The sequence below is a fragment of the Amaricoccus sp. genome (assembly GCF_017995835.1).
GTDB lineage: Bacteria > Pseudomonadota > Alphaproteobacteria > Rhodobacterales > Rhodobacteraceae > Amaricoccus.
In genome coordinates, this window is record NZ_JAGOID010000025.1 from 1 (window position 1) to 16,141 (window position 16,141).

12 protein-coding genes and 1 pseudogene are annotated in these 16,141 nt (G+C 70.7%); 10 read left to right on the forward strand and 3 right to left on the reverse strand.

Annotated elements, in window-relative coordinates; genetic code table 11:
• The 9 genes and pseudogenes from KBA23_RS06105 to upp form a co-directional block, all read left to right on the forward strand.
• Positions 1-307 (forward strand): annotated as a pseudogene (locus tag KBA23_RS06105) (alanine--glyoxylate aminotransferase family protein); the annotation flags it as partial.
• A gap of 172 nt (positions 308-479) precedes the next feature.
• A complete protein-coding gene (locus tag KBA23_RS06110) occupies positions 480-1,982 on the forward strand; it encodes a hybrid sensor histidine kinase/response regulator (RefSeq protein ID WP_290738015.1) in 1,503 nt (500 codons plus the stop codon).
• Between the two features lie 14 nt (positions 1,983-1,996).
• Positions 1,997-3,415, forward strand: coding sequence for a sigma-54 dependent transcriptional regulator (locus KBA23_RS06115; RefSeq protein WP_290738018.1), 1,419 nt, complete (start codon positions 1,997-1,999; stop codon positions 3,413-3,415).
• An 80-nt stretch (positions 3,416-3,495) separates the two neighbouring features.
• Positions 3,496-3,894, forward strand: coding sequence for a cytidine deaminase (locus KBA23_RS06120; protein ID WP_290738021.1), 399 nt, complete (start codon positions 3,496-3,498; stop codon positions 3,892-3,894).
• The gene (deoC, locus tag KBA23_RS06125) at positions 3,891-4,661 is read left to right on the forward strand and encodes a deoxyribose-phosphate aldolase (protein WP_290738024.1); all 771 of its coding nucleotides are present in this window, start codon (positions 3,891-3,893) and stop codon (positions 4,659-4,661) included. Before KBA23_RS06120 ends, deoC begins: the two co-directional genes overlap by 4 nt.
• On the forward strand, positions 4,661-5,968 hold the full coding sequence (gene deoA / locus KBA23_RS06130; protein ID WP_290738027.1) for a thymidine phosphorylase: 1,308 nt from the start codon (positions 4,661-4,663) through the stop codon (positions 5,966-5,968). The genes deoC and deoA overlap by 1 nt, the downstream gene beginning before the upstream one ends.
• 217 nt (positions 5,969-6,185) lie before the next feature.
• Positions 6,186-7,385, forward strand: a complete 1,200-nt coding sequence (locus KBA23_RS06135) for a phosphopentomutase (RefSeq protein WP_290738028.1) — start codon at positions 6,186-6,188, stop codon at positions 7,383-7,385.
• A complete protein-coding gene (add, locus tag KBA23_RS06140; RefSeq protein WP_290738030.1) occupies positions 7,382-8,362 on the forward strand; it encodes an adenosine deaminase in 981 nt (326 codons plus the stop codon). Before KBA23_RS06135 ends, add begins: the two co-directional genes overlap by 4 nt.
• Entirely contained in the window at positions 8,359-8,988 is a 630-nt protein-coding gene (gene upp / locus KBA23_RS06145) for a uracil phosphoribosyltransferase (protein WP_290738032.1), read from the forward strand. Before add ends, upp begins: the two co-directional genes overlap by 4 nt.
• Before the next feature lie 370 nt (positions 8,989-9,358).
• Here upp and KBA23_RS06150 read toward each other — a convergent pair whose 3' ends face one another.
• From KBA23_RS06150 to KBA23_RS06160, 3 genes are all read right to left on the reverse strand, one after another.
• Entirely contained in the window at positions 9,359-10,678 is a 1,320-nt protein-coding gene (locus KBA23_RS06150; protein WP_290738035.1) for an HlyD family type I secretion periplasmic adaptor subunit, read from the reverse strand.
• 1 nt (position 10,679) lies between these two features.
• Positions 10,680-12,398 carry a type I secretion system permease/ATPase gene (locus KBA23_RS06155; RefSeq protein WP_290738038.1) on the reverse strand — a complete coding sequence of 573 codons (1,719 nt, stop codon included), beginning with the start codon at positions 12,396-12,398 and terminating at the stop codon, positions 10,680-10,682.
• A gap of 220 nt (positions 12,399-12,618) precedes the next feature.
• The gene (locus KBA23_RS06160) at positions 12,619-14,679 is read right to left on the reverse strand and encodes an ABC transporter ATP-binding protein (RefSeq protein ID WP_290738041.1); all 2,061 of its coding nucleotides are present in this window, start codon (positions 14,677-14,679) and stop codon (positions 12,619-12,621) included.
• Positions 14,680-14,874: 195 nt separating this feature from the next.
• On the opposite strand from KBA23_RS06160, the gene KBA23_RS06165 reads away from it, so the two are divergent.
• The gene (locus KBA23_RS06165; protein ID WP_290738044.1) at positions 14,875-16,104 is read left to right on the forward strand and encodes a PHB depolymerase family esterase; all 1,230 of its coding nucleotides are present in this window, start codon (positions 14,875-14,877) and stop codon (positions 16,102-16,104) included.
• Positions 16,105-16,141: the final 37 nt, after the last annotated feature.

Here is a 16,141-nt window from a genome sequence, read left to right on the forward strand (position 1 = left end):
CCATGCCGTAACCACGCTGCGCATGAACGTCGGCGACGCGACGGCGCTGCGGCGCTGGTGCGAGCAGGAGGCGGGCCTCACGCTCGGGGTCGGCCTCGGCGGCCCGGGCGAGCGGGAGCAGACGCTTTTCCGGATCGCCCACATGGGCCACGTCGATCCGCCGATGCTCCTCGGCGCGCTTGCGACCGTCGAGGCGGGCCTCACCGCCTGCGCGATCGCGCATGGACGCGGCGCGGTCGACGCCGCTGCCCGCGTCATTGCGGCCGCCCGCACCGTACCTGTCCCGGCCCTCGCGGACGGGGGCTGACCCTTCGGCCCGCGTCGACCCGGAGGCGCGACAAGTAGACTCGTCCTGAAATTGCATTTTGCCATTTTGCGAATCGTCGTGTATCGTCTGACGAACAACGCGGCCGAGCTTCAACCATAAGGTTAAGACCGGACAAACCGGACCGCTCGGTGCCGTCCGCGCAGGGATCACGATGGCGACGCTCGATTCTTCCATGCAGGCGATCGCCGCGGGCGGCTCGGCCCGGGACCGGGCCATGATCGTGCATGACGTCCGCAGCGAGCTCCTGGGGGTGGCCGGGGGTGTCGCGATGCTCGAAAACGCAGCGCTGGAGCCGCGGCTGCGGGAGCAACTGGACCGGATCGCCGCTGCCACGAGCAGCCTCGGCCGGCTCGTCGGCGGGCTCATCGAGCCCGACCAGCCGCAGGCCGGCGACGACAAGCCGGCGGATCTCGCTGCGCTCCTTCGCCACGTGACGCGCCGCTGGACCGGCGAGGCCCGCGAGCATGGCGTGGAATTGTCCGTGGCGGCCGATCCGGCCGCGCCCACGGCCCTCGAGGTCGACGCCATCGCGCTCGAGCGCGCTCTCGGCAACGTCGTCCGGAGCGCGGTCCGCCACGGCGGGGCAGGGCGGGTCCGCATCGGCCTCGTGCGCGGCCCCGACGGCGGCGTCGTGCTCGTCGTCCGGGATGAGGGGCCCGGCCCGCCGGGGGCGACCTTCGGGCGGGAGACGGACGAACGGGAGGGCAGGGATCTCGGCCACCACATCGCGCGGCGGCTCTGCGCGAAGATCGGCGGCGCCTTCATGCTCGAGGACGCGAGCCCGGGCGGAGGACTGGAGGTGCGGCTCGCCTTCCCGGCCAGCCTGTGCGTCGGCGCGACGCCTGATGCGGATGGGCCGACGCCCGCGGGAGCGTCGCGGGATGTGCTGCGCGGCGTGCGAGTGCTTCTCGCCGAGGACAACCCCACGAACCAGATGGTCGCGACGCAGATGCTCGCCGCGCTCGGCGCCGAGGTCGAGCTGTGCGCCGATGGCGTGGAGGCGCTCCAGCGCTTCGAGGCGAGCGAGTTCGACCTCGTGATCGTCGACATCGAGATGCCACGCATGTCCGGGCTCGATGTCATCCGCGCCATCCGCGGCCGGGGCGATCGGCGGGCGCGCTTGCCGATCGTCGCGCTTACCGCCTACGCGATGCGCGAGCACCGCGAGAGGATCGCCGCGGCCGGCGCGGACGGGCTGATCTCCAAGCCCATCACCAGCATCGAGCACTTCGGCGCGGCGCTGCGCGAGCATATGGGGACGAATGCCGCCGCCCTGGCCGATCGGCCGGCGCAGGACGACGCCGACGGGACGCCGGTAGCCGACCTTGCGATCTTCGATGCGCTCTGCGCGTCGATCGGCATAAGCATGATGGCGGAGCTGCTCGACAAGGTGGCGGCCGACCTCCAGCAGTCTCGCGCCGATCTCGGCGGCGCCATCGAGCCTCTCGACCGCAAGGTGATCCGCTCCGCCTCACACATCCTGATTTCGGTCGCGGGGGCCGTCGGCGCTACGCGGCTCCAGTCCTGCGCGCGGAGGCTCAACATCGCGGCCCACGGGGGCGAGGCGGCGGACCTGCCCGACCAGGTGCGGACCTGCATGATCGAGATCGACGCTGCGGTCGCCTTCGCTCGCAGCCGGCAGGCCGAAGGCTAGGGGAGAGGACGCGCATGCAGAACCGCGTTCTCATTGTCGAGGACACGTCGTCGCTCTCGATGGTCTACGAGGCGGTGCTGACCCGGGCCGGCCACCTCGTGAACTGCGCGGCGAGCCTTGCAGAGGCGCGCGCCGCCTGCGCGGCCATGCCTCCCCGTCTCGTCCTGCTCGACCTCCAGCTCCCCGACGGCGACGGGCTCGACCTCCTCGACGAGCTCCACCGCGACGCGCCGGAGTGTCGTGTCGTCGTCATCACCGCGAACGGCTCGATCAACCGAGCGGTCGAGGCGATGCGCGCGGGGGCGTTCGACTTCCTCGTCAAGCCGTTCGACGAGTCACGCCTGATCAAGGCCGTCGACAACGCCATCGCCACCCTCGAGCCGTTTCCGCCCGAGGAGGAGCGCGACGCGCCCGAGACCTTCGAGGGCTTCATCGGCCGGTCGGCGCCGATGCAGGAGATCTACCGCATGGTCCGCGCCATCGGGCGCTCGACCGCGACGGTCTTCATCACCGGCGAGAGCGGCACCGGCAAGGAGGTCTGCGCGCGGGCGATCCACGCCGTGTCGACGCGCGCCCGCAAGCCCTTCGTGCCGCTGAACTGCGCCGCGATCCCGCGCGACCTGCTGGAATCGGAGGTGTTCGGCCACCTGAAGGGCGCCTTCACCGGCGCGCTCTCCGACAAGCCGGGCGCCGCGGCGGTCGCGGACGGCGGCACACTCTTCCTCGATGAGATCTGCGAGATGGATCTGTCTTTGCAGACCAAGCTGCTGCGCTTCCTCCAGACGTCGACGATCCAGCCGGTCGGCGCGGCACGTCCCATCCCGGTCGACGTGCGCATCGTCTGCGCGACGAACCGTGATCCGGCGGAGGAGGTGCGGCAGGGACGTTTCCGCGAGGACCTGTACTATCGGCTGCACGTCGTGCCGATCCACATGCCGCCGCTGCGCCAGCGGCCGGAGGACGTCGTGGACATCGCGCGGGCTGTTCTCGTCGAGTACGCCGCGGAGGAGGGCAAGGCCTTCGTCGCGCTCGACCCGAGGGTGGAGGGGCTTTTCGCCGCGCGGCCGTGGCCCGGAAACGTCCGGCAGCTTCTCAACGTCATTCGCAACATCGTGGTCCTGCACGACGGAGCCGTCGTGCTTCCGGACATGCTGCCGCCCGAGGTCTTCGTCGGGGCCGAGGACCGACCGGCGGCGGCGCCGGCGGCGGGCTGGACGGCGCCGCCCGCCCCCGTCGTCTCGGCGCGCAACCACGTGGCCGCCCTCGTCGGAACGCCGCTCGCCGAGGTCGAGCGCGAGTTGATCGAGGCTACGATCGAGCACTGCGACGGCTCCATCCCGCGCGCCGCACGCATGCTCGAGCTCTCGCCCTCGACGATCTACCGCAAGCTCGAATCCTGGGCCGCCGCGGCCCAGCGGCGCGCCGGCGAATAGCGGCGAATAGCGGCGCCGGCTTGCCAATCCGGCCGCCCGCGTCCCATAGTCTCGCCGCGTTCACGACGGGAGCATCGCGCATGAGCCTGCACAAGGTCGCGCTCGACGCGTGGGAGAATGCCCACGCGCCCTATTCGGGGTTCAAGGTCGGGGCCGCCATCCGCACGGCCGACGGCCGGGTCTTCGCCGGCTGCAACGTCGAGAACGTCGCCTATCCCGAAGGCACCTGCGCCGAGGCCGGCGCCATCGCCGCCATGTGCCTCGCCGGCGCCCGCGTGATCGTCGAGGTTCTCGTCGTCGCGGACAGCCCGGACCCGACGCCACCCTGCGGCGGCTGCCGCCAGAAGCTCGCCGAGTTCGCCGCCTCCGATACGCCCGTCGCCCTCGCGGACCTCGACGGGGAGCGCTGCCGCACCACCGTCGGCGCACTGCTGCCGGGAGCGTTCAGCCTCGGCCACATGGTCAAGAGCCGCCCGTGAGCGCCGCTCTCGTCAACGCCGCCCGCCGCGCGCTGGTCTGCCTCGACCTGACCAATCTCGACGGCGATTGCGACGAGACCGCCGCGGCCGCGCTCTGCCAGCGCGCCCAGACGCCCGAAGGCTCCGTCGCCGCCGTCTGCATCTGGCCCGCGTTCGTCGCCCAGGCCAGAGCGGCGCTGCGGCACACCGGAGTCCGGGTGGCGACGGTGATCAACTTCCCCACCGGCGAGGGCGACCTCGCCGTGGTCAAGGCCGAGGCCCGGGCCGCCATGTACGACGGCGCCGACGAGATCGACATGGTGATCCCTTGGCGCGCCGTGGTCGCGGGTGGCGAGGCGACTTTCGTCGCCGGGCTTCTCCACGAGGTCAAGGACATCACGGGAGAGGTTCCCCTGAAGGCCATCCTCGAGACCGGCGAGCTGAAGGATCCGGCCCTGATCGGCCTCGCCGCCGAGGCGGCGATCGCCGGCGGCGCGAACTTCCTAAAGACCTCGACCGGCAAGACCCCGGTCGGCGCCACTCCGGAGGCGGCGCGCATCCTGCTCGAAACCATCGCGCGGCTCGACCGCGGAGTCGGGTTCAAGGCCTCCGGCGGCGTCCGCACGGTGGAGCAAGCGGCCGAGTATATCGCGCTCGCCGATGCGATCCTCGGAGCCGGCTGGGCCCGGCCGAAGCATTTCCGCATCGGCGCCTCCGGGCTTCTCGACGCCATCCTGGCCACGCTCGACACTGGGATGGACGCTCCCGAGGACGACGAGACCTATTGATGCTCCCGCAGGAAATCATCGTCGCCAAGCGCGACGGGCGACGGCTCGCCCCGGAGCAGATCCGTTTCATGGTCGAGGGCCTGACCTCGGGCGCGATCACCGAAGGGCAGGTCGCGGCCTTCGCGATGACGGTGTTCTTCCGCGGCATGACGATCGACGAGCGGGTGGCGCTCACGCTCGCAATGCGCGACTCGGGCGAGGTGCTGCGCTGGGACCTGCCGGGCCCGGTGGTCGACAAGCATTCCTCCGGCGGCATCGGCGACAATGTCTCGTTGATGCTCGCGCCCGCGCTCGCCGCCTGCGGCGCCTATGTGCCGATGATCTCCGGCCGTGGCCTCGGCCATACCGGCGGCACGCTCGACAAGCTCGACGCGATTCCGGGCTACGTCACCCAGCCCGACGCCGCGACCTTCCGCCGCGTCGTCGCCGAGGTCGGCTGCGCCGTGATCGGCCAGACCGCCGACCTCGCGCCGGCCGACAGGCGGCTCTACGCCATCCGCGACGTAACGGGGACAGTCGAGTCGATCGACCTCATCACCGCCTCGATCCTGTCCAAGAAGCTCGCCGCCGGCCTTGACGCCCTGGCGCTCGACATCAAGGCGGGCTCGGGCGCCTTCATGGCGACTCATGACGCGGCCCGCGCGCTGGCCCGAAGCCTCGTCGACGTGGCGAACGGGGCCGGTTGCCGCACCGTGGCGCTGGTGACCGACATGAACGAGCCGCTGGCCTCCGCCGCCGGCAACGCCGTCGAGGTGGCGAACGCCATCCGCTTCCTTACCGGCGAGGAGATCGACGGCCGGCTCTGGGACGTGACGCTGGCGCTCGGCGGCGAACTTCTGGCGCTGTCGGACCTCGCGGAGAGTCCAGCGGAAGGTGCTCGCCGCGTGGCCGAGGCGTTCGACAGCGGCGCGGCCGCCGAGCGGTTCGCGCGCATGGTCGCCGCGCTCGGCGGACCGAAGGACATTCTCGAGAACCACGACCGCCACCTTCGCCGCGCGCCCGTCATGGGCGAAGTGACCGCCGGCAAGAGCGGCCACGTCGCGGCGATCGACGGCCGCGCGCTTGGCTACGCGGTCGTCGAACTCGGCGGCGGGCGCCGGCGGGCGGCAGATGCGATCGACCATTCCGTCGGCTTCGAGGGACTCCTCGGCCTCGGGGCCGTGGTCGAGCCGGGGACGCCGATCGCGCGTCTCCACGCCGCCGACCAGGCGGCCTTCGAGCGCGCCGCCGAACGACTGCGCCTCGCCTACCGCATCGAGGGCCGCGCCCCGGACGAAGGCGCGCTGATCGTGGAGCGCGTCGCATGACGATCCGCGCTCCCACGTCCGCAAGTGTCTCGGCGGCCGGAAGAGCGCCAAGGATTTCATATAGGTTAGCTTACCTGGAGAGCAGTCGTTTCGCGCCCACAGGCGCGAAATCAGCAAAAGGACTCTGCGCGCACCTGCGCGCTCCTTGTGGCGGCAAAGGCCGCCTCCGCCGCCGGGGGCAGGGCGAGCCGCCTCGGGCCCTCCGCGGGAACGCCTGATGCCACGCGCGGCGCTCCTCGTCATGGATTCCGTCGGCTGCGGCGGCGCCCCCGACGCGAGCGACTTCGGCGACGAGGGCGCCAACACCCTCGGCCATATCGCACTCGCCTGCGCCGGGGGCCGCGCCGAGCACGGCCGCAGCGGCCCGCTTCGCGTCCCCAACCTCGCTGGCCTCGGCCTCGGACCGGCGATCCGCCTCGCCTCCGGACTCGAGACCGGCCTCCCCGACACGCCCCGCGGCCTCTGGGGCGCCGCGACCGAGGTCTCGCGCGGCAAGGACACGCCCTCCGGGCACTGGGAACTCGCGGGCGTCCCCGTCCCCTGGAACTGGCATTATTTCCCGAAGGCTGACCCGGCGATCCCGCCCGACGTCACCCTTCCACTGATCGCTCGCGCCGGCCTGCCCGGGACGCTCTGCAACGCTCATTCCTCCGGGATGCCTGTCCTGCGAGCCTACGGCGAGGAGCACATCGCTACCGGCAAGCCGATCCTCTACACCTCCGCCGACAGCGTGTTGCAGATCGCCGCGCACGAGACGCGTTTCGGCCTCGAACGCCTCTACGAGACCTGCCGAGTCGCCGCGGAGATCGTCCACCCGATGCGCGTCGGCCGCGTCATCGCCCGCCCCTTCGTCGGCGAGAGCCGGGAGAGCTTCGTCCGCACTCCGAACCGCCGCGACCTCGCCATTCCGCCGCCCGAGCCCACCATCCTCGACCGGGTGCAGGCCGCCGGCGGCCGCACCCACGCCATCGGCAAGGTCGGCGACATCTTCGCCCATCGCGGCATCTCGACGCTGGCGAAGGACAAGGACGACATGGCCCTCGTCGACGCCACACTTGCGGCTCTCGACACGGCGGAGGATGGCGACCTGATCTTCGCCAACTACGTCGACTTCGACACGCTCTGGGGCCACCCGCGCGACGTCTCCGGCTACGCCCGGGCGCTCGAGGCCTTCGACGCGCGGCTGCCGGAGGTGTTCGCCCGGCTACGGCCCGACGACCTGCTGATCCTCACCGCCGACCACGGCAACGACCCGACCTGGCGCGGCACGGACCACACCCGCGAGCGCGTCCCCGTCCTCGGCCTCGGTCCCGGCGCGCCGGCGGCGCTCGGCCTAATCGGCTTCGCCGATGTCGCCGAGACCATCGCCCGCCACCTCGGAGCGCCGCCCGGCCGTCACGGCGTGGCGCGGCCATGACAGACTGGGCGGCGCTTCCAAAGGTCGAGTTGCACCTCCACCTCGAAGGCGCCGCGCCGCCGGGCTTCATCCGCACGCTCGCCGCCGAGAAGGGCGTCGACCTCTCCGGCATCTTCGCCGCGGACGGCTCGTATCTCTGGTCCAACTTCGCCGGGTTCCTGCGCACCTACGAGGCGGCGTGCTCGGTCCTCGTCACGCCGGACGACTTCCGCCGGCTCGTCGTCGCCGTCCTGGGCGCCTCTGCCGCGCAGGGCGTGATCTACACGGAGATCTTCCTCGCCCCGGACCTCTGCGCCAGCGGCGACCCGGCCGCGTGGCCGGATTTTCTCGCCGCCATGGGGCAGGGGGCCGACGCCGTGCCCGAGGTCGAGACCCGCTTCATCCCGACGGCGATCCGCCATTTCGGCCGCGAGCGGGCCGAGCGCGCCGCCCGGACGATCGTGGCGAACCCACATCCGCGCGTGACCGGCTTCGGCATGGGGGGAGAGGAACGCTTCGGCCACCCTTCCGACTACGCCCGCGCCTACGCCATCGCCGCCGAGGCGGGGCTCGGGCTCACGGTCCATGCCGGCGAGGTCGCCGGCCCCGAGAGCGTGGAGGCCGCGCTCGACTACCTGCCGGTCAAGCGCATTGGGCACGGGGTCCGCGCCGTCGAGGACCCGACGCTTGTGCGCCGCCTGGCCGAGGAGGAGATCCTGCTCGAGGTCAATCCGGGCTCCAACCTCGCCCTCGGCCTCTACCCGGACTGGCCCGCGCACCCGGTCGCCCGCCTGCGCGGGGCCGGCGTCCGCGTCGGCCTCTCGACCGACGACCCGCCGTATTTCGATACCACGCTGCCGCTGGAATACGCGGCGCTGGCCGCCGGCTTCGGCTGGACGCCGGCCGACTTCGCCGCCATCAACCGGGACGCGCTTGCGGGCGCCTTCTGCGACGAAGCGACCCGCGCCCGCCTGACAGCCCGCCTGGAGACCGCATGAACCAGCTCACTATCGTCGATCACCCGCTCGTCCAGCACAAGCTGACCCTGATGCGCGACCGGGAGACTTCCACGGCTGGGTTCCGCCAGCTACTGCGCGAGATCTCGCTGCTTCTCGCCTACGAGGTCACCCGCGACCTGCCGATGACGACGATGACCATCGAGACGCCGCTCCAGTCGATGCAGGCCCCGACGCTGCTGGGCAAGAAGCTCGCGCTGATCTCTATCCTGCGCGCGGGCAACGGCCTGCTCGACGGCGTGCTGGAGCTGATCCCCTCGGCCCGCGTCGGCTTCATCGGTCTCTATCGCGACGAGAAGACGCTCCAACCGGTGCAGTACTACGACAAGGTCCCGGCTGACCTCGACGAGCGCGTGACGATCGTTCTCGACCCGATGCTCGCCACGGGCAACTCCTCGGCGGCCGCCGTCTCGCTTCTCAGGGCCAAGGGCGCGGGCGACATCCGCTTCCTCTGCCTGCTCGCGGCGCCCGAGGGCGTCCGCCGCATGGCCGAGGCCCACCCGGACGTGCGCGTGGTGACGGCCGCCCTCGACGAGCGCCTGAACGAGAAGGGCTACATCATGCCAGGGCTGGGGGATGCGGGGGACAGGATGTTCGGCACGAAGTAGGCGGTCAGGGCGGGCGCGGAGAAGGCGATGCCTGCCATTGCGGCGGGGACTGGCGGCCGTACGATCAACCTCGGCGCCGAGGCGGGAAACGCTGAAGGGCGAGGGCGAGGGCCCGTGCCTCGGCCGCGGGATACGGTCGCCGGCTGAAGACTTCGGCGTCAAGGGTTTACGGCGGATCCTTCGATGCACACCTTATGCACAACGTATGCACAACGCATATGCCAAGCAAAAGAGTCGGATTGAATCGTTGATGCAGGCGCGAGGCATTCAGGCGGAGGCCGTATGACATGAACAGCTCCGCTCGGTTCCTTCCGGGGCCCTTCGGCGTGCGCCTTGCGGCCCGTGCCGAAGGGATCGAGCGGAAGTGCTGTCAGCCTTCGCGGAAGGCCTTGGCGAAGTAGTCGGTCAGCGGCTTGGTGAGGTAGTGCAGCGGGCTGCGGTCCCCGGTCTGGATGTAGGCCTCCACCGGCATCCCGGGCAGCAGCGTCACTGCGCCGAGTTTGTCTCGCGCCTCCTCGGTGATGTCGACCTCGGTGAGGTAGTAGCGCATCCGGGTCTGCTGGTCCTCGATCGCGTCGGCCGAGACCTTGGTCACGTGGCCCCAGACCTCGGGCGTGGTGCGCTGGTCGAAGGCGGAGAACCGCATCTTCGCCTCCTGTCCGACATGGATCTGGTCGATATGGGTGGTGTCGACCCGCGCCCTGACGATCAGGCGCACATCCTTCGGCACGATGTAGAGCACCGGCTCGGCCGGGCGGACCACGCCGCGAAGCGTGTCGGCGGTGTTGGCGTAGACGATGCCCGAGACCGGAGCACGCAGCAGCAGCTTGCTGATCTGGTCCTTGAGCGAGATGCGCTTCTCGCGCAGTTCGATCTCGCGGAACTCGAGTTCGCGCAGCTCGGTGATCGCCTCCTCGCGGGTCTTGGAGACGAGGCGGACGCGTTCGATGTTGGTCTCGGCGATCTTGCCGCGGTTCTCGAAGATCGCCGCCTCGACCTGGGCCGCGCTGCCCTTGAGCCGGGCCAGTTCCCGCTGCGGGGTCAGCACGCGGGTGAGCTGGGTCAGGCCCTCGGCGAGCAGGGTCTCCTGGCTTTCGATCTCGCGCTGGAGGAGCTCGATCTGTGTTGTGGTCGCCCCCTCGAGGGCGATGAGGCCGTCGATCTGGTTGGAGATCTGGGCGGCGCGCTCGGCGAGCTGCGAGTCCTCCTCGCCCTGCACCTTGCGCCGGGCGTCGAACTGCTGCTGCTGGGCGGTGATCAGCTTCGCCGTCTCGGGATCGACCGCGGCGCGGGCGATGAGCTCGGGATCGAAGGTGATGGCGTCGAGCACGTCGCGCTCGGCGGAGAGGCGGCTCTTGCGGGCGAGGATCTCGTACCACTGGCCCTCGACGATGCCGAGCTCGGTGCGGAGCTGGTCGCCCTCGAGTTCGACGAGAACCTGGCCCGCCTCGACGGCGTCGCCGTCGCGGACGTGAATGGCGGCGATCACCCCGCCGGTCAGGTGCTGGACCACCTGGCGGTTGCCCTCCACCTCGATCGTCCCGGGCGCGATCACCGCGCCGGAGATGCTGCTGAGCGTGCCCCAGATCCCGAGACCGGCCACCAGCGCGAACAGCGTCGCGTAGCCGAGCAGAAGGAAGCCGCGGACGTTCCAGTGGTTCTCGTGCGGCTCGCGGTCGACGGCGGCCATGCTACTGCGCCTCCGCCCCGATGCGGCCGGCGACGGCCGCGTAGTTTCGCACATGCGCCTTCAGCACCTCGTCGCGCGGCCCGAAGGCCTTGGCGACGCCGCCGTCGATGATGAGGATCAGGTCGCACTCCGCGATGCCGGCAGGGCGGTGCGCCATGATGACGACCACGCGCCCTTCCGACTTCGCCTGCCGGATCGCGACGTTGAGCGCGTCCTGGCCGGCGGAGTCGAGGTTGGAGTTCGGCTCGTCGAGCACCAGCATCACCGGGTCGCCGTAGAAGGCGCGGGCGAGGCCGATGCGCTGTTTCTGGCCGCCGGAGAGCCGGGCGCCCCCGGCGGAGACCGGCGTGTCGTAGCCCTGCGGCAGTTGCAGGATCATGTCGTGCGCCCCGGCGCGCTGCGCGGCGGCGACCACGGCCTCGGGGTTCGGGCTCGGGTCGAGACGGGCGATGTTCTCGGCGACGGTGCCGTCGAAGAGCACGACGTCCTGCGGCAGGTAGCCAATGTAGCGGCCGAGCGTGTCGGGATCGTACTGGTCGAGCGCCGCGCCGTCGAGCCGGACCGAGCCGGACGCGGGGCGCCAGACGCCGGTCAGCACGCGGGCGAGCGTCGACTTGCCCGAGGCCGAGGGGCCGATCACGCCGAGCGCCTGGCCCGGTCGGATCTGGAAGTCGAGCATGCGCAGGCTCGCCTTCTGCTGCTCGGGCGGGAAGACGGTTATCTGGGTGACGTCGAGGAAGGCGCGCGGGCGGGGCAGGGCGGTGACGTCGGCCTGGTCGGGCGTGGAGGAGAGCAGCGTGCGCAGGTGATCCCAGCCGATGCGGGCGCGCAGGAAGAGCGGCCAGCCGCCGATCGCCTGCTCGACGGGCGCGAGCGCGCGCCCCATCAGGATCGAACCTGCGATCATCGCGCCGGCCGTCATCTCGCCCTGGAGCACGACATAGGCGCCGAGGCCGAGCATCGCCGACTGAAGGAAGAAGCGGAAGGTCTTGGAGATGGTGGAGAACTGGCCCACGCGATCAGACGAGGAAAGCTGCGCCCTGGTGGCGCGGCGGCGCAGCTTGCTCCAGCGCGAGAGGACGGCGTCGCGCATGCCGAGCGCGTGGATGAGTTCGCCCTGCTGGCGGATGGTCTCGGCGAAGCCGTCGCCGTGCATCGTCGCCTGGACAGCCTCGGCTTCGTGCTTGCGGGTGAAGTGCTGGTTGAGGAGCGTGATGACGATCAGGATGGCCATGCCGGCGACGGCGAGGTGCCCGAGCAGCGGGTGGAACGTGTAGATGAGCGCGATGAAGAACGGCGCCCAGGGCATGTCGAAGATGGCGAAGAGCACCGGCGAGGACATGAACCGCTGCACCGCCTCGAGGTCCTTGAGCCCGGAGGCGGGGCGGGCGCGCTCGCTCGAAAGCACCGAGCGGCGCAGCACGGCGCGGAACACCCGCTCGTCGAGCCGGTTCTGGACCGTGGCGCCGATGCGCGAGGCCACCCTGGCCCGAACGTAGTCGAGAACGCCCATGATGGCGAAGAGCCCGGCGACGAGGATGGTCAGCGCGACCAGCGTTTCCTTGGAGCTCGACGACAGCACGCGGTCGTAGACCTGGAGCATGTAGAGCGAGCCGGTAAGCATCAGGATGTTCACCACGGCGGAGAAGATTCCGACCGTGACGAACAGTCCGGTCATGCCGGAAAAGCCCGCCTCGGGCCCAGTCGCCGCGCCACGCATATCCTGCATCTCCCTAAGCCGCCGCACAAAGCCCCGCCACCCGATGCGTATCATACGCAACGTGACTCGGCCGTGATAGCGCCAACTTGCTTAATGCAATCCGCAACGCTACCTCGGCGGCCGAAATAGGTCACCGGACGGGTTCGCGAAACCCCGCATCGGCTCACGCGATCGTGACGGCGGGAACCCGCCTCCGGCCCGGGTCAGTCTTCGGCGCGACTCACGCGGCGTCGGTGCGAATCACCGGCTCCATCGCGGCGAGGACGTCATCGGGAAGGTGGCAGCGGATCTCGTGGCCGGGGGCCAGCGCGCGCAACGGGGGGGCCACCGTCTCGCAGAGGTCGCCGGGAACCTGGCGCTTGCGCGGGCAGCGGGTCTGGAACGGGCAGCCCGGCGGCGGATCGACCGCCGAGGGCACGTCGCCTTGCAGGAGGATGCGGTTCCTCTCCACGGTGACGTCAGCGATCGGGACGGCGGAGAGCAGCGCCTCGGTATAGGGGTGGTAGGGCGGCGCGAAGACCTTCCCGGTCGCGCCGATCTCGACGACATGGCCGAGATACATCACCAGCACCCGGTCGGCGAGGTAGCGCACGATCGAGAGGTCGTGGCTGATGAACAGCATGGTGGTGCGGTTCTTGCGCTGCAGATCCGTCAGCAGGTCGGTGACGGCGGCCTGCACGGAGACGTCGAGCGCCGAGACCGGCTCGTCGGCGACCACGACCTTGGGCGTCCCGGCGAAGGCGCGGGCGATGCCGATGCGCTGCTTCTGGCCGCCGGAGAGCTGGCGGGGCATCCGCCGGGCGAAGGCGCGGGGCAGGCGCACGAGGTCGAGAAGCTCCAGCATCTTCGCCTCGCGTTCGGCCTGCGAGCGACCGACGCGGAACTTCTCCAGCACGCGCACGATCTGCGCGCCGACGCTGTGGCTCGGGTTGAGGGTGTCGAAGGGGTTCTGGAACACCATCTGGAGCGAGGCGACCGTGGCGGTGTCGCGCCGCTCCACCGGGAGCGCGCCGATATCGAGACCTTCCAGCGTCAGCGTGCCGTCCGTCGCGGTCTCGATGCCCATCAGCACCTTGGCGAGCGTCGACTTGCCGCAGCCCGATTCGCCGACGATGGCGAGCGTCTCGGCCTCGCGCGCCTCGAACGAGATCTCCTCGTTGGCCTTGACGACCTTGCCGGCGCCGCCGGTGAGCGCGCTCGCCGCGACGTCGTAGTACTTGCGCAGCCGGTCGGCCTTCAGCACGACGGGGCCCGGCGACGGCGTGGCCTCGGCGACCGGGGCAGGGGGCGGCGAGGTCCAGTCGATCTCGTCGAAGCGGATGCAGCGCGAGGCGTGGTCGGGACCGGCCGGCCGCATCGGGATCTCGTGCGCGTCGCAGCGCCCGGCGACGAAGTAGCCGCAGCGCGGCCCGAAGTTGCAGCCCGGCGGCCGCTCGTGGGGCAGGGGGAAGTTGCCCGGGATCGGCACGAGCGGGCGCGCGGTCCTGTCGGCGCCGGGGAGCGGGATCGAGCGGAAAAGGCCCTGGGTGTAGGGGTGGCGCATCGAGGCGAAGATTTCCTCGATCGACCCGGTCTCCACCGCCTCGCCGGAATACATCACGCAGATGCGGTCGCAGACGTCGAGCACCAGCCCGAGGTTGTGGCTGATGAACAGCATCGAGGCGCCGGTCTCGCGGCCCAGTTCCTTGACCAGATCGACGATCCCCGCCTCGACGGTGACGTCGAGCGCGGTGGTCGGCTCGTCGAGGATCAGCAGCGCCGGCTTCGGCATCAGCGCCATGGCGATGACGATGCGCTGCTGCTGGCCGCCGGAGAGCTGATGGGGGTAGCTGTCGAGGATGCGCCGGGCGTCGGGCAGGCGCACCGCCTCGATCATGGCGAGCGCCTCGGCCCGCGCCGTGGCGGCCGAGGCGCCGTCGTGGATCATCGGCACTTCCATCAGTTGCCGGCCGACCTTCATCGCCGGGTTCAGCGAGGCCATCGGCTCCTGGTAGATCATGGCGATCTCGCGGCCGCGGATCGCCCTGAGCTCCGGCTCCGGCATGGTCACGAGGTCGCGGCCTCTGAACAGGATCCGGCCCCCGACGATCCGCCCCGCCCGCCCGAGGTCGCGCATCACCCCGAGCGCCACCGTCGACTTGCCGCAGCCGCTCTCGCCGACGAGACCGAGCGCCTGACCGGGCGCCACCGCGGCCGAGAAATCCATCACCGCCGGGATCTCGCCGGCGCGGGTGAAGAAGCTGATCGAGAGGTCGTCGATTTCGAGGACGGGGTCGGCCATAAGGCCTCCGCAAGGACAGAGCGACCGCGTCGGCCGGCCGGCGATCCGGTGGGGTCAGGATGCGGCCGACAGGTTAGCACGACTTCCGGGAGGCGCAACGCGCCGGCGGCGCTTGCAGGCGATGGGCTTTGGGGCTCGACGGGACCGACGCATTTCGCCGATACCCGCAATGAACAAGGGATTCCGGGGATCCAGATGACCAACCGCCGCCAACTTCTTTCGCGCATCATCGCGGGCACGGGCGCGCTCGGCCTGCCGCGGATGGTCGTCGCGGCCGGTCTCGGAGTTCCTGTCGGCGCGACCGCGCTGACCGAGGTCTTCGGGAACGGGATGCGCTTGGTCGGGGTGGCGGTCGAGTATCCCGAAGCTGTCGAGGCGCTGTCGCTGTCGCTCGCGGATTTCAGCGTCGAGGGACGCACGCTCACCGACGTCCTCGCCGCGACCTCGACCGATCCGGCGGACGCGGCGTCGCGGGGCAGGTTCGTTCTCGTCATGCTCGATCCCGAGGACGCGGCGGCGCGGCTCTATCGCCGGACCGGGCGCGACGTCGTTCTGGACGCGCCAAAGGCGACCGTCACCGCGGCGGGCCACACGCTGGAGACCACGGCGGCGCGCAACCTGCTGGTCGAGCATTTTGAGCAGCGCAGCTTCACCGACCCCGAGAACGGCATCGTGCTGGCCTACAACCTGTTCGTTCCGCCCGGCTTCGACCCGGCTGGGCGCTATCCGCTGGTCAATTTCATGCACGATGCCTCGCTGACCGGCAAACCCGTCACCATGACGCTGGCGCAGGGCCTCGGCGCGGTGGTCTGGACCCGCCCCGAGGAACAGGCGCGCAACCCCTGTTTCGTGATCGCCCCGGCCTTTGACGTGACGGTGGCCAATGACCAGTCCGAGACGACCGGCCATGTCGACACGGTCAAACGCCTGATCGAGGCGCTGGCCGAGGAATTTCCGCTGGACCGAGACCGGCTCTACACCACCGGGCAATCCGGCGGCGGGATGCTGTCGATCGCGATGAACATCAAGTATCCCGATTTCTTCGCCGCCTCGCTGCTCGTCGCCTGCCAGTGGGACGCGGACCTGGTCGCGCCGATGGCCGGGCATCCCCAGTTCATCATCGTCGCCGAAGAAGACGCCAAGGCCTTCCCCGGCCAGAACGCGATCGCCGCCGCGCTTGAGGCCGAGGGGGCGACGGTCGCCCGCGCGGTCTGGAACGGCCGCTGGAGCGCGACCGAGTTCGACCGCGCCTCCCGCGCGATGCTGGCGGAGGGTGCGCAGGTGAACTACGTCGTCCTGATGCCGGGAACGGTGGTCCCGGAGGGGGAGAGCCTCGAAGGCGCGGCGGCGCACATGTCGACCTGGGCCATTGCCTACGACATCGCGGGTCCCCGCGAGTGGCTCTTCGCGCAGCGCAGGAGCTGAAGGCGGAACAGTCTCGGACGGCGTCGCAATGTGCCGG

Coding starts and splice junctions, on each gene's coding strand:
- KBA23_RS06110 (WP_290738015.1), top strand. CDS start 480: ATGGCGACGCTCGATTCTTCCATGCAGGCGATCGCCGCGGGCGGCTCG.
- KBA23_RS06115 (WP_290738018.1), top strand. CDS start 1,997: ATGCAGAACCGCGTTCTCATTGTCGAGGACACGTCGTCGCTCTCGATG.
- KBA23_RS06120 (WP_290738021.1), top strand. CDS start 3,496: ATGAGCCTGCACAAGGTCGCGCTCGACGCGTGGGAGAATGCCCACGCG.
- deoA (WP_290738027.1), top strand. CDS start 4,661: ATGCTCCCGCAGGAAATCATCGTCGCCAAGCGCGACGGGCGACGGCTC.
- KBA23_RS06135 (WP_290738028.1), top strand. CDS start 6,186: ATGCCACGCGCGGCGCTCCTCGTCATGGATTCCGTCGGCTGCGGCGGC.
- add (WP_290738030.1), top strand. CDS start 7,382: ATGACAGACTGGGCGGCGCTTCCAAAGGTCGAGTTGCACCTCCACCTC.
- upp (WP_290738032.1), top strand. CDS start 8,359: ATGAACCAGCTCACTATCGTCGATCACCCGCTCGTCCAGCACAAGCTG.
- KBA23_RS06150 (WP_290738035.1), bottom strand. CDS start 10,678: ATGGCCGCCGTCGACCGCGAGCCGCACGAGAACCACTGGAACGTCCGC.
- KBA23_RS06155 (WP_290738038.1), bottom strand. CDS start 12,398: ATGCGTGGCGCGGCGACTGGGCCCGAGGCGGGCTTTTCCGGCATGACC.
- KBA23_RS06160 (WP_290738041.1), bottom strand. CDS start 14,679: ATGGCCGACCCCGTCCTCGAAATCGACGACCTCTCGATCAGCTTCTTC.
- KBA23_RS06165 (WP_290738044.1), top strand. CDS start 14,875: ATGACCAACCGCCGCCAACTTCTTTCGCGCATCATCGCGGGCACGGGC.